We start from the raw sequence: 21,441 nt of genomic DNA on the forward strand, positions 1-21,441 counted from the left end.
CTTGCCATATCCTGTGGTGCCGGCAAGGGATGGATCAACCTTGAGCACGGTGAGTCAACGAGTGACCGATAAGACCCTGCAAGCTCTCTTGCTAAAACGCTTCAGCCTGGCAGCCGGCACTTACGTGCTGTTTCTGGCAGCGGCCTGGTGCGCCTGGTTTGCCGGCGACCTGGCGCTGTCATTGCCCGCAGCGCTGGGTGGCACCGCCCTGGTGATCGGTTGCGAGCTGGTGCTGCTGGCCGTATTCGTCAGCCAGGTCAACTGGCGTTTCTCCGACCCAAGCCTTACGCAGGTGCAGGTGGTTTCGGCCATCGTGCTGCTCACGGGGCTGCTTGCGTTTCTCGGGCAGACGCGCGGGCTGTTCATGATGCTGTACGTGGTGCTGCTGTTGTTCGGGCTGTTCCATCTGCCCAGGCGGGTGTTCATACGCTGCGCGGTGCTCGAATTCATCGGTTTCAGTGCCATGAACCTGGCCCTGGCCTGGCATGAGCGGCTGGACCACCCTGGCGAGGCGCTGATCCAGACGCTGGTGCTGTCGCTGGCCCTGGTGTGGATCTGCATGTACGCAAGCTATGTGCAGGCTTCGCGCCAGCGCATGCGCCAACGGCGCTTCGCCTTGCAGGCCCATCAGGACACGCTGCGCGGCATGATGCGTCAGCTCGAAGACCTGGTCGCGACCGACGAGCTGACCGGGCTGTTCAATCGTCGGCATTTCCTGCGCATGGCGTCGAGCGAACTGGCGATCTTGCGTACGGGCATGTGCCACGGCCTGGCACTGATCGACCTGGACCATTTCAAGCGCATCAACGATGTGCATGGCCATGCCGCCGGTGACCAGGTGCTGCAATCTTTTGCCGAGGTCGCGCTGGCCTGCCTGCGCGACGGCGATGTGCTCGCGCGCTACGGCGGCGAGGAGTTCGTGCTGATGCTGCCGGACTCCGACAGTGAGCGCCTGACCCTGTGCTGCGAGCGCCTGCGCCAGGCTTTCCAGGATGCAGCGCCGCTGGCCGGTCGCATTTCGCCCTTGAGCTTGTCCGTCGGCATGACACTGCTCGAGCCGGGCGATGACCTCGACGACGCCTTGCAACGCGCCGATAAAGCGCTCTACCAGGCCAAGCGCGAAGGGCGTAACCGTTGCTGCGCCGCCTGGGAAGTGGCCGATGCCTGAGCTGCGGGCACTGGGCCGCACGGCGCAGCTGGTTACAGGCAGCAACCTGCTCGATGCACTGCTCACCCTGGGCGTGGCGGTGCCCTGGAGTTGCCGCGCCGGCAGTTGCCAGGCCTGCCTGGTCCGCTGTGAGGCCGGCGAACCGGCCGATGCCCAGCCCGACGCATTGCCTGCGGCCATGCGCGAACAGGGCTGGCGGCTGGCCTGCCAATGCCGCGTGATCGATGACCTTCATGTCAGGCCGTTCGACCCTGCACTGGACGCCGCCAGTGCCCGTGTGGTCTCGCTGCATTGGCTTGCGGGGGATGTACTTGCCTTGCGGCTGATGCCTGAACGGTCGGTTCACTACAGCGCAGGGCAACATGTGCCGTTGTGGCTGGCCGGTGTCGCGCGGCCCTACTCGTTCGCAAGCCTTGCGCAAGTTGACCCCTGGATCGAGTTTCACATCGGTTGCCGCCACAACGGTGCGTTCGCCACTGCCGCAAAAACGCTGAAAGTTGGCGACAGCATCAGCCTGGGCCAGGTGAGCGGCGGGGCGCTGCATTACGACCCTTCGTGGTCGGGGCGGCCGCTCTGGCTATTCGCTGCCGGTACAGGCCTGGCACCGCTTTGGGCTGTGCTGCGCGAAGCCATTGCGCAAGGGCATGAAGGGCCGATCCGGGTGATGCACCTGGCGCGCGAGGCTTATTGGCAAGGCGAGTTGCAGGCACTGCAAGTGCAGCATCCGGCGTTGGCGGTGGAGTGTGTTACGGCGTTGCCCAGCGGGCTGCGCGCCGACCGTCGAACGATCGCGTTGGTGTGCGGATCGCCGCAAAGCGTGGAGGTATTCGGCAAGGCGTTATTCATGGCGGGTGTGCCGCGCAGCCAGGTGCTGGTGGAGCGATTCCTGGTGCGCGGTGACGGTGCAGCCGAGCTTTGAGCGCGGCGCCTGCTCAGCTCAGCAGTTCGGCGAATTGCTTGTCGGCCTCGAGCACCGGCGGCAGTGCCTGGAACAGCGCGTCCAGGTCGACCCCTTCGAACAGCGGCGTGCGCAGTGAGGCTTTGGCCTCCTCGTTCAGCCCGCCATGGGCCTCCAGCGCGTCGGATACCAGAATGGCCTGGGCAATGATCCTGGGCTGCACTTCATTGTTCGGCGCCTGCAGGGGCTTCGCCTGATAGGCGATGGCGTTCTGGATGACCTTGGGCAGGTTCCAGCGACGGGTGAGCTCGGCGCCCACTTCCGGGTAACCAAAACCCAGTTGCAGGCTTTCGCTGGCCACGTGGCCAGCGGTGTTGCCACGGTGCGCGGCATTCACCCGCTCGGCTACTTCCGGCGCGCCGATCTGGATCAGCAACTCGCCGATGTTGTGCATCACGCCGCTGGTGAAGGCGATCTCGGCGTCGGCACCGCTCTTTTTCGCAAGAATGCGCGCCACGCTCGCCACTTCGAAACTTTTGAGCCAGAAACCCTTGATGTCGAAACTGGGGCCGGCCTTGAACGCGCCGGTGACGGCGCTGGCCAGCACCAGTGTACGCAGCGTGTTGAAGCCCAGGCGCGAGGCGGCGTCTTCGATGCTGGTGGATTCGCGTGCGCCGCGAAAACGTGCCGAGTTGGCCAGGCGCAGAATCTTCGCCGAGATAACCGGGTCTTTCTCGATGTTGCGCGCCACCGCATCCAGGCTGGAGCCCGGGTTGTCGAATTGCAGGATCAGGTCCTGGGCGACCTTGGGGATGCTGGGCAGGGTGTGGATTTGCGCAAAGAGGGTTTCGATTTGCATGGGCGGCACCTTATGTCGACGGTTCCCACAACCATAGGCGATTTTCACCCGTTGCAACGGCAAAAACGCCCAGTCACCCGTCAGGCCCGAAAGCGCGCCATGATCTCCGCTCGCAAGGGGCTGGTGAGCGTGGCGGCAGCGCCGTATTCAAGCAACGACAAGGCCTCGGCGGCAGGGTAGAGCACCGGGTCCTGGAGCATGTCCGCTGGCAGCAGGGCATCCACTCGCTTGTCGCCGCTGGGGAAGCCATGGGCCATCACCTCTCGGACGTTCTGCGCGGGAGTCAGCAGGTAGTCGACCAGAGCATAGGCCGCGTCCTTGCGGGTGCTGGCGCGGTTGATGGCGAAAAAGTCAGTCCACAGCTCACCGCCTTCCTCGCCCAATACGTAGGTGAACGCTGAGTTGTCGCGGCGCAGCAATCGCGCGTCCCCGGTCCAGGCCATCGACAGCCAGGCCTCGCCGCCCTGCATCATCGGCTGGGTGTCGGACGTGACGGCCAGCAGATGCGGGCGCGTTTGCATCATCAGGGCCTCTGCCTTCTCAAGCTCTTGCGGCACCAGTGAGTTGAAACTGAAACCGCAGGCCTTCAGCGCATTGCCGATGGCGGTGAGCTGGTAATCGTGCACCAGCGTGCGGCGGTCGGCGCGGGTGCGGGCCATGTGCCAGAACTCACGCCAGCTGCGTGGGCCTTTGCGCAGTTTGTCGGCGTTGTAGAGCATGCCGGTGGTGCCCCAGTTCTTCGGTAGGGCATAGGTGGTCTTGCCGACCTGGCCCTGCGCGAGCATGCGCCCGTCATAGGCGCTGGCGTCGAAGGCAGGCACCCGCGACAGGTCCAGCGGCTCGATCAGCCGCTGGCCGGCGTAACTGGGGATCACGTAGTTGGTGCCCACCAGCACGTCGATGCCCAGGGTGTTGTCGCGCAGCTTGGCGAGCATCTCCTCGTTGGAGCCGGAAATGTCGAGCGTGACCTTCACGCCGGTCGCCTGCTGGAAGTGGTCGAGGTTTTCCTGGCTGTAGTAGTGCGGCCAGGTGGCCACCACCAGGCGGTCGCCGAGGTCGGGCCGGGCCAGCACCGGCCGCGCTTGCGCCGCCAGCACGGCGGTCGCCAGGCCCAGGCCGGTGCGGCCGAGGAAGGTGCGGCGGCTGATCGAGCCGCGCTGGCAACTGCGGAGCAATTTGAGGAAGAAATGAGCGTCCATAGAGCTGCCGCAGCGAGGGGGTGGCGCAATGGAAGCACAGCCGTTGGCGCTTGTCAGCAGGGTGCAACGCTCAGTGAGTGAAGTCTGCCAGCACGTTCTCGCGCAGCCGCACCAGGCGCTGGTCGCTGCGCTGGCGCGGGCGGGGCAAGCCCACCTCCACCACGCGCTTGATACGGCCTGGCCCCGGTTGCATCACCACCACCCGGTCACCCAGGTAAACCGCTTCTTCGACGTCGTGAGTCACCAGCACCATGGTGATTTTTTCCTGTTCCCAGATGCGCTGCAGCTCGTCCTGCAGGCGAGCGCGGGTGAGGGCATCCAGCGCACCGAACGGCTCGTCGAGCAGCAGCACGCCCGGGCGGTTGACCAGGCCTCGGGCGATCGCCACACGCTGGGCCATGCCACCGGAGATCTGGTGCGGGTAAGCCTCGGCGAAGCGCTCCAGCCCCACCAGGGTGAGGTGCTCACGCACCGCATCACGTTTGGCCGCGGCGGGCAGCGGGCTGTTCTTCAGGCCTACGGCAATGTTGTCGCGCACGTTCAGCCATGGGAACAGCCGGTGGTCCTGGAACACGATGCCGCGCTCCAGCCCTGTACCGTTGACCGGCTCGCCGCCTAGCAGGATGCGCCCTTCGTAGGCGGTCTCCAGCCCCAGGATCATGCGCAGCAGTGTGGATTTTCCGCAGCCGCTGGCGCCGACGATGCTGATGAACTCGCCCGGCGCAATGGCCAGGGCGATGTCGTCGAGCACCTGTAGCTCGGTGCCGTCATTGCTCAGGAAGCGTTTGCTCAGGTGCTCCAGCACCAGGCTGTTATGTGCGCTCATCCCGTAGCCCCTCGTTCAAAGATTGCCGTAAAGCCTGCGCAGCCGCTGTTCGGCGAGCCGCGCCAGGCTGTTCAAGGCCCAGCCCACCAGGCCGATCACCAGCATGCCGAACAGCACCTGGTCCATGCGAAAGTGCTCACTGCCGTCGATCAGGGTGTTGCCGATGCCCTCGCCGGAAACCAGCAGGTACTCAGCGCCGATGGTCGCCAGCCATGAATAGATCAGCGCCAGATACAGGCCGGTGAACAGTGACGGTAGCGCGGCCGGCAGGCGCACCAGCCACAGCGCCTGCCAGCGGCTGTAGCCGTAGACCTTGGCCACTTCCAGCAGCGTCGGTGGCACGTTGCGCAGGCCGTCGCGGGTGTTGACCGCCACCGGCACCAGCGCCGCCAGCGAGAGGAACACCACCTTGGCCACATCGCCCAGCCCGAACCACACCGAAATCAGCGGGATCCAGGCGAACAGCGACACCTGCTTGAAGGTGTTGAAGCTGCCCCCCAGCAGCCGCTCACCCAGGCGCGACAGCCCCAGCAGCGCACCCAGCAGCAGCCCCAGGCTGGCGCCGATGGCAAAGCCGGCGAGGTCCCGCGCCAGGCTCGCCCCCAGCGCCGTCCACAGGTGCCCGCTGGCTACATAGGCTTGGGCGGTATCCCACACCTGTTCGGGGGTCACCAGCAGTTTCGAGTCGCTCAGGCCCGTGCTGGCCACACCCCACCAGAGCGCGACCGCAGCCAGCGGCAATACGGCGCCGCGGTAATCCCTCATGCCGGCCTCCACAGGCTCAGCCGCCGTTCGGCCGCATCGAACAGGCGGTCGATGGCATAACCCAGCGCGCCGACGACCACCACCGCCGCCATGACCAGGTCAAGCTGAAACAACTGGCGCCCGTAGACGATCAGGTAGCCCAAGCCTTCACTGGAGGCCACCAGCTCGACTACCACCAGTGACAGCCAGGCCTTGGTAAAGCCCAGGCGCAACGCTGTGAACAAGGTGGGCACCGCCGCCGGCAGCACGATCTGGCCGATGGCCTGCCAACGGCTGAAACCGTACACCCGGCCCACCTCCAGCAGGTTGCGCGGGGCCTGGTCGAATGCTTGCAAGGTGCCGAGAGTGACGGGCACCAGTGCGGCCAGGGCGATCAGCGCGTACTTGAGCGGCTCGCCGATGCCGAACAGCAACAGCGCAAAGGGCAGCCAGCCCAGCACCGGGATTTGCACCAGCGCGTTGAACGTCGGCAGCAGGTAGGCGCGGGCACTGCGCGACAAGCCCATCAGCCCGCCGAGCACCAGCCCCAGGCTGGCACCTGCGGCAAAGCCTGCCAGTACCCGTTGCAGGCTGGCGAAGGTGTTCACCCACAGGTCGCCACTGCTGGCCAGGTCCCTAAGGGTTTCCCACACATAAGCCGGCGGCGGCAGCACCTGCTGCGAAACCCAACCGTGCTGCGCGCCCACCGCCCACACCGCGAACAGCGCCAGTGGCAGCAGCCAGGGCAGCAGCGGGTTGGTGACCCGCCAGGCGACGGCCGGCCAGTCGGCGGCGCGGCTAGCCTGCCAGCGGGCGCTGTCAGCCCGGCTCATGCGTAACCTCCGGCGCGCGGGTTTGCGCGGTGCTGGCGGCCGGCGTCTTGCCGTCGGCGCCGTAGGCGGTCCATTCGTTCTGCAGGCCCTTGGCCTTGAGGGCTTTGTCCAGGTACTGAGTGTCGAACCAGCCATCGACGCTGACTTCCCGGCGGATCAGCTTTTGCTGATAAGCCTGGTCGGCCACGGCCTGGTAGCGGCTTTTGACGAAATCATCCACCAGCGGCGAGAGCCGCAGGCTCACCGAGTCGCCCGGGAATTCCGCCTGCCAGGAGGCCACCGGCGTGCCGCTTTTGGCGAACTCCTCGAACAGTGCCTGGCGGTTGGCCGGGTCGGTCGCCCAGTGGGCGGCATCTACCAGAGTGTCGACGACTTTTTGCGTCTGCTGCGGGTGAGCTTTGGCGTAGTCGGTGCGCACCAGCAACGAGGTCTGCCGCGTGAGCTAGGGGTCTTGGGCTTCATTGGCGTAGATCAGGTCGACGATGCCCTGGTCGCGCAACTTGAACAGCTCGAAGCCACCGAAGGCGGCGTCTACTCCTTTGGAGGCCAATGCGGCCTGGGAGCTGCCGGTGTCGAGGTTGACCACCTTGAGGTCGCGCTCGGTAAGGTTCGCCGTGGCCAGCACGCGGATTGCCAGCAGGTGCAGGTTGGTGCCGCGGAAGATCGCCACCTGCTTGCCTTTCAGGTCGGCCAGGCTGTGGATGTCGGAGCCTTCGGGCACCGCTACGTAGACGGGCGCGCGAGTGCCGAGTGTCGCGAGCAGGCGGGTATCCAGGCCATTGGCGCGGGCCACCACCTGCGGCAGGTCGCCTTCGTAGGCAAAGTCGATCTGCTGGTTCGACAGCGCTTCGTTCACCGCAGGCCCCGCGCCTTTGAAGAAGAACCACTGCACTTCGGTGCCGCTGCCGGCGAAGGCTTTTTCCAGCAATTGCTGATTGCGCAGCACGCTGGCGCTGGAGCCACCGAAAGTCACCGGCTCACCGCCGCCGGCACTGGCCACGCCAATGCGCAGCACGTCGGCCTGGGCAGTGCCCGCCGCCAGCCAGCCTGCCAGAACACTGGCCCCCGCCAGGTACGCGATTCGTTTCACTTTGTCCTTGGTCATGGCTGTTTCCTTTATAAAGCCCTGGGCTCAGGCGGCCAGGTGCGTCTTGTCGGCTTCGCTACGCGGCGAGAGGGTCTGGGCGGTGGGCTTGATCGCCCGGCTGGGCTGACCGTCGATGCCGTGGAGGATGTCGCCGTCGATGGTGGTACGGCGCACGATGCGCTCGGCGGTGCCGTAGTCGTTCACGGCGATGTGCTGGGTGGCGCGGTTGTCCCAGATCGCCACGTCACCTTCCTGCCAGCGCCAGCGCACAGTGTTGTTCACATCGGTGATGCGGTCGTGGAACAGCCGGAACAGCTGCCTGGAGTCGTTTGGCGTCACGCCCACGAAGTGTTTGACGAAGTGCCCCAGCACCAGCGCGCGCTCGCCGGTTTCCGGGTGGACGTGCACCAGCGGGTGCTCGGTTTCGTATTCCAGCGCGGTGAACTCTTCGCGGTAGCGTTTGAGTGCGGCCTCGGCGGCGTGGCGGGGGGCGGCGTAGTCGTAGAGGTTGCTGTGCACCGCGCGCAGGCTGTCGGCCAGTTGGCGCAGCGGCGCGGGCAGGTCGTCGTACGCGGTGGCGGTGTTGGCCCAGACAGTGTCGCCGCCGTAGGGCGGGATCACCACACCGCGAAGGATGGAGACCTTCGGCGGGTTGGCCACGAAGGTGACGTCTGTGTGCCAGGAGTTGGCGCGGCTTTCCTTGGCGTCGAGGTTGAGGAGCGCGGTGCTGTTGTTGGCGGAGCGCACGGTCGGGTGCGGCACCTGGTCGCCGAACAGTCGCGAAAAGCGCTCTTGTTGCTCGTCGGTCAAGTGCTGGCCGCGGAAGAACAGCACCTTGTGCTGCAGGAGGGCCTGGTGAATCTGCTCGAAGGTCTCGCGCGGCAGGTCGCCTGACAGCTGTACGTTATCGATTTGCGCGCCGATGCGGCCAGCGACGGGGTGAATGCTCAGGGCCATGGGTCGAACTCCTTATCTGTGCGGGCGGAAGATAGGGGCGAGCCTACGGCTGATAGCCAGAAGATATGAAATGCCGATTTCTTATAAGTTATTGACCACCACGGTTCTATTTTTAGAACCCTGTGGGGCCATATGCATATGCCATTTTCCGCAACCTTACGGTTTCGTAATGTTCACATCAGGTAACTGACAGTTCCGCTCCGGCACGCTGGCAGGCACTCTCCAGTCTCTCGGGCACAGCCTCATGCACACGCGAAGAACCTTTATCCAGACGCTGGCCGCCGGCACTGCGCTGGCCGGCAGCGGCCTCTGGCGGCAACCGGCCTGGGCCGCGCCGGTCAGCGCCGGGCAGGCGCTCACCGGCGCCGATTTCGACCTGTACATCGGTGAGCAAACGGTGAACCTCACCGGCACCTCGCGCACTGCGCAAACCATCAACGGCAGCTTGCCTGGCCCCTTGCTGCGCTGGCGTGAGGGCGACACGGTGAGCCTGCGGGTGCGCAACCGCCTCAACGAAACCACTTCGATCCACTGGCACGGCATCGTGTTGCCGGCCGACATGGACGGCGTGCCGGGCCTGAGCCGCTTCCGCGGCATCGCCCCCGGCGAGTATTACGACTACCGCTTCACCCTGCGCCAGAGCGGCACTTACTGGTACCACAGCCACTCCGGGTTCCAGGAGCAGCGCGGGGTCTACGGCCCCTTGATCATCGACCCGGCGGAACCTGCGCCGTACCACTTCGATCGCGAACACGTGCTGATGCTCAGCGACTGGACCGATCAGAACCCCGAGCGTATCTTCGCCCGCCTCAAGGAGCAGCCGGAGTATTACCAGCAGCAGCGCACGCTGGTGGACTTCATCAATGACGTGGCCGACCAGGGTTTCAGCGCTGCCGTGAAGGACCGCGCCATGTGGGCGCGCATGCGCATGTCGCCCACCGACATCGCCGATGTCAGTGGCCAGGCCTACACCTACCTGGTCAATGGGCACGGCCCGCAGGCCAACTGGACCGGGTTGTTCAAGCCGGGCGAGAAGGTGTTGCTGCGGCTGATCAACGGCTCGGCGATGAGCTATTTCGACCTGCGCATTCCGGGGCTCAAGCTCACGGTGGTGGCTGCCGATGGGCAGTACGTGAAGCCTGTGGAAGTCGATGAAGTGCGCCTGGCGGTGGCCGAGACCCTCGATGTTCTGGTGGTGCCGGGCGATGCCGCTGCCTATACCGTCTTCGCCCAGGCCATGGACCGCAGCGGCTATGCCCGCGCAACGCTGGCCCAACGTGCGGGTGCCGAGGCGCAGATTCCTGCGTTGGACCCACCACCGCTGCTGACGATGGCGGACATGGGCATGGACCACGGCCAGATGCAGGGCATGGACCATGGCCAGATGCAGGGCATGGACCATGGCCAGATGCAGGGCATGGACCATGGCCAGATGCAGGGCATGGACCACGGCCAGATGCAGGGCATGGACCACAGCCAGATGCAGGGCATGGACCACGGCCAGATGCCGGCGCCCAACCCGATGACCCAGCCGGTCAAACACCCCGCCAGCGAAACCGGCAACCCGCTGGTGGACATGCAGGCCCAGAACCCCACGCCCAGGCTCGACGACCCCGGCATCGGCCTGCGCGACAATGGCCGACGCGTACTCACCTACTCGGACCTGCGCAGCGCTTTCCCCGACCCCGACGGCCGCGAGCCGAGCCGTACCTTGGAGCTGCACCTGACCGGCCACATGGGCCGCTTCGCCTGGTCGTTCGACGGCGTGAAATTCGCCGACGCCGCGCCCATCGTGCTCAAGCACGGCGAGCGGGTGCGCATCGTGCTGGTCAACGACACCATGATGGCCCACCCCATCCACCTGCACGGCATGTGGAGCGATCTGGAAGACGAGCAAGGGCGCTTCATGGTGCGCAAGCACACGCTGGACATTCCGCCCGGCACCCGCCGCAGTTATCGCGTCACCGCTGATGCGCTGGGCCGCTGGGCCTATCACTGCCACATGCTCTATCACATGGAAGCGGGCATGTTCCGCGAGGTACGCGTCGATGCGTAATCTGTTGCTACTCCCGTTGCTGGCGGCAAGCCCGCTGGCACTTGCCGATGACATGGCCAGCATGAACATGGACGCCATGGGCATGCACGATCGTGACCTTCACAGCTATTTCTCCTTCGACCGCCTCGAATACCAGAAGGCCGACGCCGGCACGGCGCTGGCCTGGGATTTCGAGGGCTGGTGGGGGGCGATGTCAACCGCCTGTGGCTGCGTTCCGAAGGCGAGCGCACCAACGGCCACACCGAGGAAGCCGAGCTGCAGGCGCTCTATGGCCGCGCCATCAACCCCTGGTGGGACGTGGTGGCCGGCGTGCGCCAGGACTTCAAACCGGCCAGCCCGCAAACCTGGGCCGCGTTCGGTATCCAGGGTGAGCCGCTGAGTGATCTGGATACCCAGGCCACGCTGTACTTCGGCGAGAACAGCCAGAGCGCACTGCGGCTTGAAGGCGAATATGACCTGCCCATCACCCAGAAACTGATCCTGCAGCCGCGCGTGGAGGCAAACCTGTACAGCCGTAACGACCCGATGCGCCAGGTGGGGGCGGGGCTCTCCGAAGTCGAGGCCGGGCTGCGTTTGCGCTACGAATTCATTCCCGAGTTCGCGCCCTATGTGGGCGTGAACTGGAACAAGCAATACGGCCGCACCGCCGACTACGCCCGCGAAGAGGGTGACGATGCCGAGGAGGCGCGGTTGGTGGTCGGGGTGAAAATGTGGTGGTGAGGGGCGGATGCGGAAACGGCTTTTAGACATTAAATGGCTATTAGTCAAACTTGTACAAAGCACCGTTTCGCTGCCGCCGTTTCGCTTGCAGGTCAACGCCAGTGGGCATGCAGGTTGTGGCGCGAAAGGCTATTTTCAGCGTTCTTCTACCTGCAAAGTCGCTTGTACAGACCTTGCATAATGGGATCCATTTCGCCGACGAACGGCGCTTTAATTGATTAATGTAATCAACCCCATGGTGGATAACCCAGGTACCTGCCCGGTTTGCGGGCGATGTCACCGAGGTTGTCATGGAACATGCGGGTTTTGCGTTTTCACCCTCGAAAAGGGCGGCCCTTTCGGCCGCCGCTGGCCTTGCCGGGCTGGCCTCGGTGGCGCTGCCTTTGGCTCTCGAATCCTTGGCGCCGACCTACCAGGCCGCGCTGGTTGCCGTGCCCTATGCCGGGCTGCTGGCATTGATCTGGGCACGGGGTTCGCGCCGCGCCGAGCTGCAATCAAACGTTGAAACCACCTCGGCCGAGCCCGTTGAAGCCACGCCCGATGTCGACCGCTTGCTGGCCCAGACCCTGCCGGTGTGGCAGCGCCAGCTGGATACCTCCCGTGAACAGACCGAAACCGCCGTCGGCGCGCTGACTCAGCGTTTCGTCGACATCGCCGCGCGCCTTGACCACACCGTCGACGCCTCGCGCCAGGCTGCCGGGCAGATGGGGCAGGGCGGTGCCGCGACGGGCCTGGCCGACAGCCAGCGCTCGCTCAACCAGGTCGTGGACAGCCTGCGTGTCAGCCAACAGAGCCGCGATCAGATGCTCGCAGCGGTGCGCCACCTGACCGACTACACCGGCGAGCTGCGGCACATGGCGGCAGAAGTGGCCGCCATCGCTGCGCAAACCAACCTGCTGGCGCTCAACGCGGCTATCGAAGCGGCCCGCGCTGGTGAAGCCGGTCGCGGCTTTGCGGTGGTGGCAGACGCTGTGCGTTCGCTGTCGAGCGAGTCCAGCGAAACCGGGCAGAAGATGTCGGCCAAGGTCGATGTGATCAACGGCGCCATCCAGCACCTGGTGGAAGTGGCCGGTGACAGCACCGACAAGAGCAACGACAGCGTGATGCAGGCCGAGGCGGCTATCGCCGAGGTGCTGGGCAACTTCAGCCAGATCACCGGGCAACTGCAGGGCGCTTCGCAGCTGCTTCAGGACGAAAGCGCGGGCATTGGCCATGAGCTTTCGGACGTGCTGGTGGCGCTGCAATTTCAGGACCGGGTGAGCCAGATCCTCAGCCAGGTCAACCTGCGCATGGCCGACCTGCATCAGCGGCTCGAACACAGCCAGGCCGTTGGGGAGCCGTTGCAGCTGGACGTGGCCGCCTGGCTTGCCGAAACCGAGCGCACCTACGCGATGCAAGAGCAGCGCAACAACCATCACGGCCAGGCCACCCGCGCGCCCGCCGACAGTTCGATCACTTTTTTCTAGGAGTAAAAATGGCCAAGTCCATATTGGTGGTGGATGACTCCGCAAGCATCCGCCAGGTTGTCGGCATCGCCCTGAAAAGCCAAGGCTACGACGTGCTCGAAGCCTGTGACGGCAAAGACGCGCTCGGCAAGCTGAGCGGGCAGAAGATTCACCTTGTGATCAGCGACGTGAACATGCCGAACATGGACGGCATCACCTTCGTCAAGGAGCTGAAAAAACTCCCGGCCTACAAGTTCACGCCGGTGATCATGCTCACCACCGAGTCCCAGGAAAGCCGCAAGCAGGAAGGCCAGGCCGCAGGCGCCCGGGCCTGGGTGGTCAAGCCGTTCCAGCCGGCGCAGATGATGGCGGCGGTCGCCAAGCTGATCGCGCCATGATCGCCTTCGAGCGCGTGGGCGAGCAGTTGCAGGCAGCCGTGCACACCGAACTGACCATATACCAGGTGGCCGACCTGCACGGCGCCGCCAACCCCTGGCTGGCGCAGCCCTGCGACTGGGCGCTCGATTTGAACGAGGTGCCGGAAATCGACGGCGCCGGCCTGCAATGGCTGCTGCACCTGCACCACCAACTGCGCGCCAGCGGCCACGCACTGAGCGTGACCCGGGCCAGCGCCTGCGTGGCCGAGGCCCTGCGCCTGTGCCCCGCGGCACTGGCAGCGCCGGCTTGCCATTAACCCTTTCACGGAGCTTGCCAGCATGCCCCTGAATCTCGACGCAGCCTTGCAGACGTTCATCGCCGAAGCGCGTGAACTGCTGCAGGAAATGGAACAAGCGCTGCTGCGCCTGGAAGGTGAGCCGGGTGACGGCCAGGCCATGGACGCGGTGTTTCGCGCCGCTCACACCATCAAGGGCTCGGCCGGGCTGTTCGGCCTGGATGCGCTGGTGAGCTTCGCCCACGTGGTCGAGGACCTGCTCGACCGCCTGCGCGGCGGGAGCCTCTCGGTGAACCGCGAGCGCATCGCGCTGATGCTGGCGTGCAACGACCACCTGGGCACGTTGCTGGAGCAGGTGGCGGTGCGCCGCAACGCGCCGACCGAGGCCATGCAGGCCACCGAAACCGAGCTGCGCGAGCGCCTGCTGGCCTCTGGCGCCGGCTCGGCCAGCGCTGCCGCAGCCACCGCCGCAGCACCTGCCAGCCCCAGCGCCGAGCGCCTGTGGCATGTGTCGGCGCGCTTCGGCCAGGACACCTTCCGCCACGGCATGGACCCGCTGTCGTTCCTGCGCTACCTGGATTCGCTCGGTGAGCGCCAGGCGCTGCTGATCGACGATCACGCCATCGCCACCGCGCAGGAGTTCGACCCCGAGACCTGCCTGCTGGGCTTTCACCTGCGCCTGCGTGCCGACTGCGAAGCATCGGTGCTGCGTGACGCCTTTGCCTTTGTCGAAGAAGAGTCGGACATCGCGATTTTCGACCTGGCCAGCCAGGCGAACGAATTCAATCAATGGCTGAGCCAATGGCCGGCCGAGCGTGCGCAGTGGCTGAGCGAGGGCCTGGGCGAGGTGGTGGTGCAGCAGGCGCCACCAGCGCCCGCCAGCCCATCGGCCGATGCACAGGAAGCCGCCGAGCCTGCAGCTGCCGCCAAGCCCGCCGCTGCACCTGTCGCTGCCGGTAGTGATAGCCGCCAGGCCTGGGTGCGCGTGCGCGCCGACAAGCTTGAAACCCTGATCAACCTGGCCGGCGAGCTGGTAACAGCCGGTGCCGGTGCCCGCTTGCTGGCCGAGCAGAGCGCCGATGAGCCCTTGATCGAAGCCAGCACCGCGATCAGCAACCTGGTCGAAGCGGTGCTCGAAAGCACCTTGGCCATGCGCATGGTGCCGATCGGCGAAACCTTCAACCGCTTTCATCGCACCGTGCGCGATGTGAGCCAGGCCTTGGGCAAGGACATCGAGCTGGTGGTCAGTGGCGGCGACACCGAACTGGACAAGGCACTGGTCGAGCAACTGAGCGACCCGCTGATGCACCTGCTGCGCAACGCCATGGACCACGGTATCGAGGCGCCCGAGCAGCGCCTGGCCGCGGGGAAACCTGCGCGTGGCCGTTTGCAGCTCAACGCCTTCCATGACGCCGGCAACATCGTGGTCGAACTCAGCGACGACGGCGCCGGGCTCAACCGTGAACGGATCCTGGCCAAGGCCCGCGAGCGCGGCCTGGTCGGCGCCAGCGAACCTGCCGACCGCGAACTGCTGGCGCTGATCTTCGAGCCGGGGTTTTCCACTGCCGCCTCGGTGACCAACCTCTCCGGCCGCGGTGTGGGCATGGACGTGGTCAAGCGCAACATCACCGGCCTGCGCGGGCACATCGAGTTGCTCAGCCCGCCTGGCCAGGGCACCACCGTGCGCATTCGCTTGCCGCTGACGCTGGCGATGATCGACGGGCTGTTGGTGGAAGCGGCTGGCAGCAGTTATGTGCTGCCGCTAGGGATGGTGCGCGAGTGCATGGAGATCCGCCCGGAGCAGCGCCAACAGGTGCGCGCCAAGGGCCATGTCGACCTGCGCGGCGAAGTGCTGCCGGTGGTGTTCCTGCGTGACCACTTCGGCCTGCAAGGCTGTGCGCCCAAGCGCGAGAACATCGTTGTGATCCAGGCCCAGGGCATCAAGGCGGGGCTGGTGGTCGACGACCTGCTGGGCGAGTACCAGACCGTAATCAAACCCCTTGGCCCGATGTTCAGTGGCGTCAAGGGCATCAGTGGCTCCAGCGTGCTGGGCAGCGGCGTTGTCGCGCTGATCCTCGACGCGCCAGCGCTGCTCAAGGACCTGATCGAACGCGGCAGCACGCTGGCGCATTCACCTTCTCTCTATTCACTTTCCGCCTGACGAGCGCGTTCGTCCCGAGGTGCATCATGCAATGGTTCTACAACCTGAAAATCTCCGCCAAGCTGCTGATAGCCTTTCTGCTGATCCTGGCCCTGTCCGTGGTGTTGGGCGTGTTCGCGATCTTCCAATTGGGCGCGCTCAACCAGGCCTCCGAAAAGATCACCGGTGATTCCGTGCCGTCGATCCGCGCCGCTGCCAGCATGCGCTACAACCTCACCCAGTATCGCACCCGTGAAGCCCGGCACATCCTGGCCGACAGCGATGCGGAAATGGACGACCTGACCCAGAACCTCAACCAGTCCCGCGCCGATGTGGATGCCAACATCGACAACTACAAGCCGCTGATCTCAAGCGACGAAGAGCGCCAGCTGTACGACAACTTCGTGGCTGACTACCGGGTTTACCTGAAGATCAGCGAGAAAGTGCTGAACCTCTCGCGCCAGAACGACAAGACCGCTGCCAAAACCATGCTGGCGGTGGAATCCAAGCCGGTGTTCGAGCGCGCTTCCACAACCCTTGGGCAATTGGTAGCCCTGAACGACCGCAACGCGCAAGCCGCGAGCGACGAGGCCGCCGTCACCTACAGCCGCGCTCGCCTGTCGATCGCCGCCGTGCTGGCCGGTGCCCTGGCACTGGGCCTGTTCCTCACCTGGTTCGTCTCGCGGATCATCTCCCGCCCGCTGCGCCATGCCATGGATGTGGCCAGCCGCTTGGCCGAAGGCGACCTGAGCGTGAGCGTACAAGTCACCGGCCAGGACGAAACCGGCCGCCTGCTGACCGCCATGCAGAACATGGTCGGGCAACTGGGCCGCATCATCGGCGAGGTGCGCCATGCCGCCGACAACCTGGCCAGCGCTTCGGAAGAAGTGAGCGCCACCGCCCAGTCGATGAGCCAGGCCACCAGCGAACAGGCCGCCAGCGTCGAGCAGACCAGCGCGTCGATCGAGGAGATGACCGCCAGCATCAACCAGAACACCGACAACGCCAAGGTTACCGACGGCATGGCCAGCAAGGCTGCCCGTGAAGCGGTAGAAGGTGGGCAGTCGGTGCAGGCCACCGTCGAGGCGATGAAGAAGATCGCCCAACGCATCGGCATCATCGACGACATCGCCTACCAGACCAACCTGCTGGCGCTCAACGCCGCCATCGAAGCCGCCCGTGCCGGCGAGCACGGCAAAGGCTTTGCGGTGGTGGCTGCCGAAGTGCGCAAACTGGCTGAGCGCAGCCAGGTGGCAGCCCAGGAGATTGGCGAGCTGTCCACCGGCAGTGTGCAATTGGCCGAGCGCGCCGGTGCCCTGCTCACCGAGATCGTGCCCTCGATCAGCAAGACCAGCGATCTGGTGCAGGAAATCAGCGCCGCCTCCGAAGAACAGTCCGCAGGCGTGGGGCAGATCAACATGGCCATGGTGCAGCTCAACCAGGTGACCCAGCAGAACGCTTCGAGCAGCGAAGAGCTGGCCGCTACCGCCGAAGAGATGAGCAGCCAGGCCGAGCAACTGCAACGGGCCATGAGCTTCTTCAAAGTCGATGGCGAGCAACTGGCCAGCAGCGCCGCACGCCCGGTGGCCCGCGTAGCCCGCACGGCCACCCCGGCAGTAGCGCGCCCCGCCTGGCGCTCGGCCCCGGCGGCAGAGCTCAGCGAAGCTGAATTCACCCACTTCTGAGGCTAGCCAGCATGACTGAGCACAACCTGAACGGCGCCTCGGACGCGCAACACCTGACCTTCGCCGTGGCTGGGGAAACCTACGCCCTGGCGATCGAAGGCATCAAGGAAATCATCGAGCTCAGCCCGTTGACCGTGGTGCCGATGATGCCGGCCTACCTGCGCGGGGTGATCAACCTGCGCGGGGCAGTGGTGCCGGTGATCGACCTCGCCGCGCGCTTCGGCCAGCCACCTTCGCAGGTGGGCCGGCGCAGTTGCGTGGTGATTCTGGAGCTGGCCAACGAGCAGGGCGAGCGGCAAGTGTTCGGCCTGCTGGTGGATGCGGTGTGCGCGGTGCTGGACATCGCCCGCGAGCAGATGGAGCCGGCGCCGGCCTTCGGCGCGCCGATCCGTACCGACTTCATCGCCGGCATGGCGCGGCTGGAGGAGCGCTTCGTGGTCGTGCTCGACGCCCAGAACGTGCTGGCCGCCCATGAGCTTGCGCAGGTGGTGCAGGCGGGCAGCGAGGCGGCGGCGTGAACAGTGGCGGCCTGAGCGACGCGGTATTCGCGCAATTCCAGCAGTGGATCTACCAGCGCGCCGGCATCCACATGGCGCCGAGCAAGCGGGCATTGGTGGCGGGCCGGCTTGCCGGGCGCCTGCGCCACCACAACCTTGCCGATTATTCGCAGTACTTCGCCATGGTCAGCAGCGGCGTCGGGGCGCCCGAAGCGCAAGTGGCGCTGGACCTGCTGACCACCAACGAAACCTACTTTTTCCGCGAGCCCAAGCACTTCGACTGGCTGCGCCAGCAACTGCCCACCTTGCAACGGCCGGGCCGCACCTTGCGGGTCTGGAGTGCAGCCTGCTCGTCGGGTGAAGAGCCCTACAGCCTGGCGATGCTGCTGGCCGACTGCCTGGGTGATAAACCCTGGGAGATTCTCGGCACCGACATCAGCACGCGAGTGCTGGAGAAAGCCGCTCGCGGCCATTACCCGATGGAGCGTGCGCGCAACCTCAGCCATGAGCACCTGAGCCGCTACTGCCTGAAGGGCACCGGCAAACAGGCCGGGACCCTGCTGGTGGACAAGCACCTGCGCGAGCGCGTGCAGTTCATGCAGGTGAACCTCAACGAGCGCCTGCCACGGATGGGCGAGTTCGACGTGATCCTGCTGCGCAACGTGCTGATCTATTTCGACCCGCCGACCAAGCAGCGCGTGGTGGAGCGGCTGCTGCCATTCCTGCGCAGCGGCGGGGCGTTTCTGGTCAGCCACTCGGAGAGCCTCAACGGCGTGACCGAGGCGCTGACGATGGTGTCGCCTTCCATTTACCGCAAACCGTGAGCGCTGAACCCATGTCTATTTCGGTCCTGATCATCGATGACTCGGCGGTGGTGCGGCAGGTGCTGCAAGCGATCCTGGAAAGCACCAGCGACATGAAGGTCATCGGCGTTGCCAGCGATCCGCTGTTCGCCATGGAGAAAATGGCCAAGCAATGGCCTGACGTGATCGTGCTGGATGTGGAGATGCCGCGCATGGACGGGGTGACCTTCCTGCGCAAGCTGATGGCCGAACGGCCGACGCCGGTGGTGATCTGCTCGACCTTGGCCGAGCGTGGCAGCGAAACCGCCGTGCAGGCGCTCGCCGCAGGTGCGGCCGACATCATCGCCAAGCCCAAGGTGGGCCTGCGCGACTTTCTGCAAGGCTCGGCTGCAGACCTGATCACGGCCATCCGCACCGCTGCGCGGGCCAACCTGCGCGCACTGCGCCCGCGCCCAGCCGCCCCGGTGGCCACGGTGCCCAAGCTCAATGCCGACGCCATCCTGCCCGCTGGCCAGGCGATGGCGCGAACCACTGAGCGATTGGTTGCGCTGGGCACCTCCACCGGTGGCACCCAGGCGCTGGAGCGCGTGCTCACCGCTTTGCCGCGGGTGAGCCCGGCAATTCTGGTGGTGCAGCACATGCCCGAGAAGTTCACTGCCGCCTTCGCCCAGCGCCTGAACAGCCTTTGTGCGGTACAGGTGCGCGAAGCGCAGGACAATGACCGCGTGCTGCCGGGGCAGGTGCTGATCGCCCCCGGCGGGCGGCACATGATGCTGGCCCGCAGCGGCGCGCAGTACCACGTGCGCGTGGTGGACGGGCCAGCGGTGAACCGGCACAAGCCGTCGGTGGACGTGCTGTTCCGCTCCATGGCGCGCTTTGCCGGCGCCAATGCCACGGGCGTGTTGATGACCGGCATGGGCGACGACGGCGCGCGTGGCTTGAAGGAAATGCTCGAAGCGGGCGCCGATACCTTCGCTCAGGACGAAGCCTCCTGCGTGGTGTTCGGCATGCCGCGCGAGGCCATCAAGCTCGGTGCGGCGCGGCATATCATCGGGTTGGACAGCATTGCCGAGGTGATCACACGCGCCGGGTGAGGCCTGGAGAGGCGCGCGTCGCCCGTTACACGGCGTCCGTTACACGGCGTCCGTTACACGTCGCCCGGCAAGCCGGCCTCCCACTTGATGGCAGATTCAATCCACTTGGCAGATGCAAGACACTTGGCAGGCTCCACCCACTTGGCTGATGCCACTGATTTTGATGGTGGGAGGGCGGCTTGCCGCGCGACGGCCCCCCACCCATTGCCCGACAACAACAATACTGGGCACAGAGCCTTACGCAAACTGCCCGATTCAGGCCCTACTCGCCTCCGCGCGGAGACTTGCGACGAGCCATTCCCTTGCCCATGGCTCAGCCCTTGGCCGGGCCTGCCGGAGGGCTTCGCTATGGGCAGAAGCCAGGGCATGACCCTCATCACAAGCCTGGCAAGCCAATTGGGCGGCAAGCCGAAATTCACACGCGGCAACGGTGCCACGTCGCGTATCCGGTTTCCCTGAATCGATCAGATTGGCAGTCATAGTGTCTTGTGTGCCTGGCAAATTGATGCAGATGTTTGCCCCACGACGTTTTAGGGCGCACTATTGCACGGTCGTTCAGGCTGGAAGCCCCCTCATGCCCTTATCGGACCCCATCAAACGTGCATCGCTGCTGGCTGAGCAAGCGGCGGCTACACCTGCCGATTGCGAGCTGAAGCTTGAGGCGTGGGCCGCTGTGGACGACGCACTGGAGCATCTGATCGACCGAACTCAGCAGCAGGCGATAGACATATTCGGGTCGGTCAGGCTGCAACCCCTGCCTGTGCTGGCACCTGTGCCTTCCTGCATCAACCTGGTGGATCGAGCAGTGGCGTCAGTTCAGCCCGAGGCTGATGACCTTCCAGCCACAGGTGTGCCACCGTCACCGGCAGCTTGAAGCGCCGGGGGCCTGCACTTCCGGGGTTCAGGTAGAGGCGGCCATCGCGCCATTCGATCCTGGGCTTATGTGAATGCCCGGTTATCACGATTCGAGTCTCTGCTTTCAGCGCCGGATCGGCGTCGGCAATGTCGTGCACCAACAATATGTGCCAGCCATTTAGATCCTGATGTACCACGTCGCCTATAGAGCTGGCCCAAGGCGCATGTTGATCGTTATTGCCTCTGACTGCCGTGACCGGTGCGATCGCCGCAAGCTGTTCAATGATATCCGGCGAGCCGATGTCTCCCGCATGCAGGATCCAGTCGCTACCTTCAAGTGCCTCGACGGCTTGCGGACGCAGGAGCCCATGAGTGTCTGAAATAACCCCGACTTTCATTTCTTTGGCGGGCTCCCGGTCAGATGCACAAGCGCCAAGTTCGGATAGAGTTGGCCGTGGCAGCAGTTTTGCAAACTTTCACGATGGATATTGCAATGTGCAATGGTCATCTTGCAAGTTGCACGGAAGTTGAACCATGTCACACCGCCTTGCGCAAAGGGATTGCCTCGGCTCTCCCCTCTACCACGCAGATCCAGCGGTGTTCGTCCCGGTAGGGCGCGCGGATGAACTTCAAATGGGCGACCCGGGTTTCACCGCAACTGGCGGCCAGGACCTTGGTAAGTTCAGCAAGCGTGGAAGCTTCGATAACCATTTCACACCTCGATCGTCTTCGTTACCTTATTCTTGACGAGCGCAATAAAGATGAAATTCCATAAACTTTCGATGCGGATTAAAGTTGCACCGGTCGAACCGACGAACGGCGTTTTTTGAATGCTTGTCAAGGGTGATCAAAAAGGGCTAGCGCTAAGTTGCTCGTCTTGTTCTCCCTGAGCTCTCTTCCAC

General features: G+C 65.1%; 21 protein-coding genes and 1 pseudogene. 12 read left to right on the top strand and 10 right to left on the bottom strand.

Annotated elements, in window-relative coordinates; all coding sequences use genetic code 11:
- Nucleotides 1-61: 61 nt before the first annotated feature.
- Nucleotides 62-1,168, top strand: a complete 1,107-nt coding sequence (locus LN139_RS01325) for a GGDEF domain-containing protein (protein WP_236358124.1) — start codon at nucleotides 62-64, stop codon at nucleotides 1,166-1,168.
- Nucleotides 1,161-2,087, top strand: a complete 927-nt coding sequence (locus LN139_RS01330) for an iron-sulfur-binding ferredoxin reductase (protein WP_236358126.1) — start codon at nucleotides 1,161-1,163, stop codon at nucleotides 2,085-2,087. Before LN139_RS01325 ends, LN139_RS01330 begins: the two co-directional genes overlap by 8 nt.
- 13 nt (nucleotides 2,088-2,100) lie before the next feature.
- Here the strand turns inward: LN139_RS01330 and LN139_RS01335 are convergent, their stop codons facing one another.
- The 8 genes from LN139_RS01335 to LN139_RS01370 all read right to left on the bottom strand — a co-directional run bounded on the left by LN139_RS01335 (nucleotide 2,101) and on the right by LN139_RS01370 (nucleotide 8,571).
- Entirely contained in the window at nucleotides 2,101-2,925 is an 825-nt protein-coding gene (locus tag LN139_RS01335) for an HDOD domain-containing protein (RefSeq protein WP_236358128.1), read from the bottom strand.
- Between the two features lie 80 nt (nucleotides 2,926-3,005).
- Entirely contained in the window at nucleotides 3,006-4,124 is a 1,119-nt protein-coding gene (locus LN139_RS01340) for an ABC transporter substrate-binding protein (protein ID WP_236358130.1), read from the bottom strand.
- A gap of 70 nt (nucleotides 4,125-4,194) precedes the next feature.
- Nucleotides 4,195-4,950 carry an ABC transporter ATP-binding protein gene (locus LN139_RS01345; RefSeq protein WP_236358132.1) on the bottom strand — a complete coding sequence of 252 codons (756 nt, stop codon included), beginning with the start codon at nucleotides 4,948-4,950 and terminating at the stop codon, nucleotides 4,195-4,197.
- 15 nt (nucleotides 4,951-4,965) lie between these two features.
- Nucleotides 4,966-5,715 (bottom strand): ABC transporter permease, encoded by a 750-nt coding sequence (locus LN139_RS01350; protein WP_236358134.1) that lies wholly within the window; start codon nucleotides 5,713-5,715, stop codon nucleotides 4,966-4,968.
- Nucleotides 5,712-6,527: an ABC transporter permease gene (locus tag LN139_RS01355; protein WP_236358136.1), complete on the bottom strand. Its 816-nt coding sequence runs from the start codon at nucleotides 6,525-6,527 to the stop codon at nucleotides 5,712-5,714. The genes LN139_RS01350 and LN139_RS01355 overlap by 4 nt, the downstream gene beginning before the upstream one ends.
- Nucleotides 6,514-6,951, bottom strand: coding sequence for a hypothetical protein (locus LN139_RS01360; protein WP_236358138.1), 438 nt, complete (start codon nucleotides 6,949-6,951; stop codon nucleotides 6,514-6,516). Before LN139_RS01360 ends, LN139_RS01355 begins: the two co-directional genes overlap by 14 nt.
- Before the next feature lie 18 nt (nucleotides 6,952-6,969).
- The gene (locus tag LN139_RS01365) at nucleotides 6,970-7,632 is read right to left on the bottom strand and encodes an ABC transporter substrate-binding protein (protein ID WP_236358140.1); all 663 of its coding nucleotides are present in this window, start codon (nucleotides 7,630-7,632) and stop codon (nucleotides 6,970-6,972) included.
- Nucleotides 7,633-7,659: 27 nt separating this feature from the next.
- A complete protein-coding gene (locus LN139_RS01370; RefSeq protein ID WP_236358141.1) occupies nucleotides 7,660-8,571 on the bottom strand; it encodes a TauD/TfdA dioxygenase family protein in 912 nt (303 codons plus the stop codon).
- A 244-nt stretch (nucleotides 8,572-8,815) separates the two neighbouring features.
- On the opposite strand from LN139_RS01370, the gene LN139_RS01375 reads away from it, so the two are divergent.
- The 10 genes and pseudogenes from LN139_RS01375 to LN139_RS01420 all read left to right on the top strand — a co-directional run bounded on the left by LN139_RS01375 (nucleotide 8,816) and on the right by LN139_RS01420 (nucleotide 19,684).
- A complete protein-coding gene (locus LN139_RS01375) occupies nucleotides 8,816-10,627 on the top strand; it encodes a copper resistance system multicopper oxidase (RefSeq protein ID WP_236358143.1) in 1,812 nt (603 codons plus the stop codon).
- A gap of 82 nt (nucleotides 10,628-10,709) precedes the next feature.
- A pseudogene (locus tag LN139_RS01380) lies at nucleotides 10,710-11,347 on the top strand (copper resistance protein B); the annotation flags it as partial.
- Nucleotides 11,348-12,150: 803 nt separating this feature from the next.
- The gene (locus LN139_RS25350) at nucleotides 12,151-12,813 is read left to right on the top strand and encodes a methyl-accepting chemotaxis protein (RefSeq protein WP_442964407.1); all 663 of its coding nucleotides are present in this window, start codon (nucleotides 12,151-12,153) and stop codon (nucleotides 12,811-12,813) included.
- Nucleotides 12,814-12,821: 8 nt separating this feature from the next.
- Nucleotides 12,822-13,190 (top strand): response regulator, encoded by a 369-nt coding sequence (locus LN139_RS01390; protein ID WP_236358146.1) that lies wholly within the window; start codon nucleotides 12,822-12,824, stop codon nucleotides 13,188-13,190.
- Nucleotides 13,187-13,486, top strand: a complete 300-nt coding sequence (locus LN139_RS01395) for an STAS domain-containing protein (RefSeq protein ID WP_236358148.1) — start codon at nucleotides 13,187-13,189, stop codon at nucleotides 13,484-13,486. Before LN139_RS01390 ends, LN139_RS01395 begins: the two co-directional genes overlap by 4 nt.
- Before the next feature lie 22 nt (nucleotides 13,487-13,508).
- A complete protein-coding gene (locus tag LN139_RS01400) occupies nucleotides 13,509-15,626 on the top strand; it encodes a chemotaxis protein CheA (RefSeq protein ID WP_236358150.1) in 2,118 nt (705 codons plus the stop codon).
- Nucleotides 15,627-15,652: 26 nt separating this feature from the next.
- Complete coding sequence (locus LN139_RS01405; RefSeq protein ID WP_329610993.1) at nucleotides 15,653-17,290, top strand: methyl-accepting chemotaxis protein; 1,638 nt, start codon at nucleotides 15,653-15,655, stop codon at nucleotides 17,288-17,290.
- A gap of 11 nt (nucleotides 17,291-17,301) precedes the next feature.
- A complete protein-coding gene (locus LN139_RS01410; protein WP_236358151.1) occupies nucleotides 17,302-17,808 on the top strand; it encodes a chemotaxis protein CheW in 507 nt (168 codons plus the stop codon).
- Complete coding sequence (locus LN139_RS01415; protein WP_236358153.1) at nucleotides 17,805-18,611, top strand: CheR family methyltransferase; 807 nt, start codon at nucleotides 17,805-17,807, stop codon at nucleotides 18,609-18,611. The genes LN139_RS01410 and LN139_RS01415 overlap by 4 nt, the downstream gene beginning before the upstream one ends.
- Before the next feature lie 11 nt (nucleotides 18,612-18,622).
- Nucleotides 18,623-19,684, top strand: coding sequence for a protein-glutamate methylesterase/protein-glutamine glutaminase (locus tag LN139_RS01420; RefSeq protein WP_236358154.1), 1,062 nt, complete (start codon nucleotides 18,623-18,625; stop codon nucleotides 19,682-19,684).
- 785 nt (nucleotides 19,685-20,469) lie between these two features.
- Here the strand turns inward: LN139_RS01420 and LN139_RS01425 are convergent.
- On the bottom strand, nucleotides 20,470-20,937 hold the full coding sequence (locus tag LN139_RS01425) for a metallophosphoesterase family protein (RefSeq protein ID WP_236358157.1): 468 nt from the start codon (nucleotides 20,935-20,937) through the stop codon (nucleotides 20,470-20,472).
- A 139-nt stretch (nucleotides 20,938-21,076) separates the two neighbouring features.
- Nucleotides 21,077-21,250, bottom strand: coding sequence for a hypothetical protein (locus LN139_RS01430; protein ID WP_236358158.1), 174 nt, complete (start codon nucleotides 21,248-21,250; stop codon nucleotides 21,077-21,079).
- Nucleotides 21,251-21,441 lie beyond the last annotated feature (191 nt).

The organism is Pseudomonas sp. KNUC1026, from assembly GCF_021650705.1.
Lineage (GTDB): Bacteria > Pseudomonadota > Gammaproteobacteria > Pseudomonadales > Pseudomonadaceae > Aquipseudomonas.

Excerpts from the sequence above, each read along its gene's own strand:
- LN139_RS25350 (WP_442964407.1), top strand. The coding sequence starts at position 12,151 with ATGCTCGCAGCGGTGCGCCACCTGACCGACTACACCGGCGAGCTGCGG.
- LN139_RS01370 (WP_236358141.1), bottom strand. The coding sequence starts at position 8,571 with ATGGCCCTGAGCATTCACCCCGTCGCTGGCCGCATCGGCGCGCAAATC.
- LN139_RS01335 (WP_236358128.1), bottom strand. The coding sequence starts at position 2,925 with ATGCAAATCGAAACCCTCTTTGCGCAAATCCACACCCTGCCCAGCATC.
- LN139_RS01340 (WP_236358130.1), bottom strand. The coding sequence starts at position 4,124 with ATGGACGCTCATTTCTTCCTCAAATTGCTCCGCAGTTGCCAGCGCGGC.
- LN139_RS01375 (WP_236358143.1), top strand. The coding sequence starts at position 8,816 with ATGCACACGCGAAGAACCTTTATCCAGACGCTGGCCGCCGGCACTGCG.
- LN139_RS01345 (WP_236358132.1), bottom strand. The coding sequence starts at position 4,950 with ATGAGCGCACATAACAGCCTGGTGCTGGAGCACCTGAGCAAACGCTTC.
- LN139_RS01400 (WP_236358150.1), top strand. The coding sequence starts at position 13,509 with ATGCCCCTGAATCTCGACGCAGCCTTGCAGACGTTCATCGCCGAAGCG.
- LN139_RS01350 (WP_236358134.1), bottom strand. The coding sequence starts at position 5,715 with ATGAGGGATTACCGCGGCGCCGTATTGCCGCTGGCTGCGGTCGCGCTC.
- LN139_RS01405 (WP_329610993.1), top strand. The coding sequence starts at position 15,653 with ATGCAATGGTTCTACAACCTGAAAATCTCCGCCAAGCTGCTGATAGCC.
- LN139_RS01355 (WP_236358136.1), bottom strand. The coding sequence starts at position 6,527 with ATGAGCCGGGCTGACAGCGCCCGCTGGCAGGCTAGCCGCGCCGCCGAC.
- LN139_RS01395 (WP_236358148.1), top strand. The coding sequence starts at position 13,187 with ATGATCGCCTTCGAGCGCGTGGGCGAGCAGTTGCAGGCAGCCGTGCAC.
- LN139_RS01410 (WP_236358151.1), top strand. The coding sequence starts at position 17,302 with ATGACTGAGCACAACCTGAACGGCGCCTCGGACGCGCAACACCTGACC.
- LN139_RS01425 (WP_236358157.1), bottom strand. The coding sequence starts at position 20,937 with ATGAAAGTCGGGGTTATTTCAGACACTCATGGGCTCCTGCGTCCGCAA.
- LN139_RS01430 (WP_236358158.1), bottom strand. The coding sequence starts at position 21,250 with ATGGTTATCGAAGCTTCCACGCTTGCTGAACTTACCAAGGTCCTGGCC.
- LN139_RS01330 (WP_236358126.1), top strand. The coding sequence starts at position 1,161 with ATGCCTGAGCTGCGGGCACTGGGCCGCACGGCGCAGCTGGTTACAGGC.
- LN139_RS01390 (WP_236358146.1), top strand. The coding sequence starts at position 12,822 with ATGGCCAAGTCCATATTGGTGGTGGATGACTCCGCAAGCATCCGCCAG.
- LN139_RS01365 (WP_236358140.1), bottom strand. The coding sequence starts at position 7,632 with ATGACCAAGGACAAAGTGAAACGAATCGCGTACCTGGCGGGGGCCAGT.
- LN139_RS01420 (WP_236358154.1), top strand. The coding sequence starts at position 18,623 with ATGTCTATTTCGGTCCTGATCATCGATGACTCGGCGGTGGTGCGGCAG.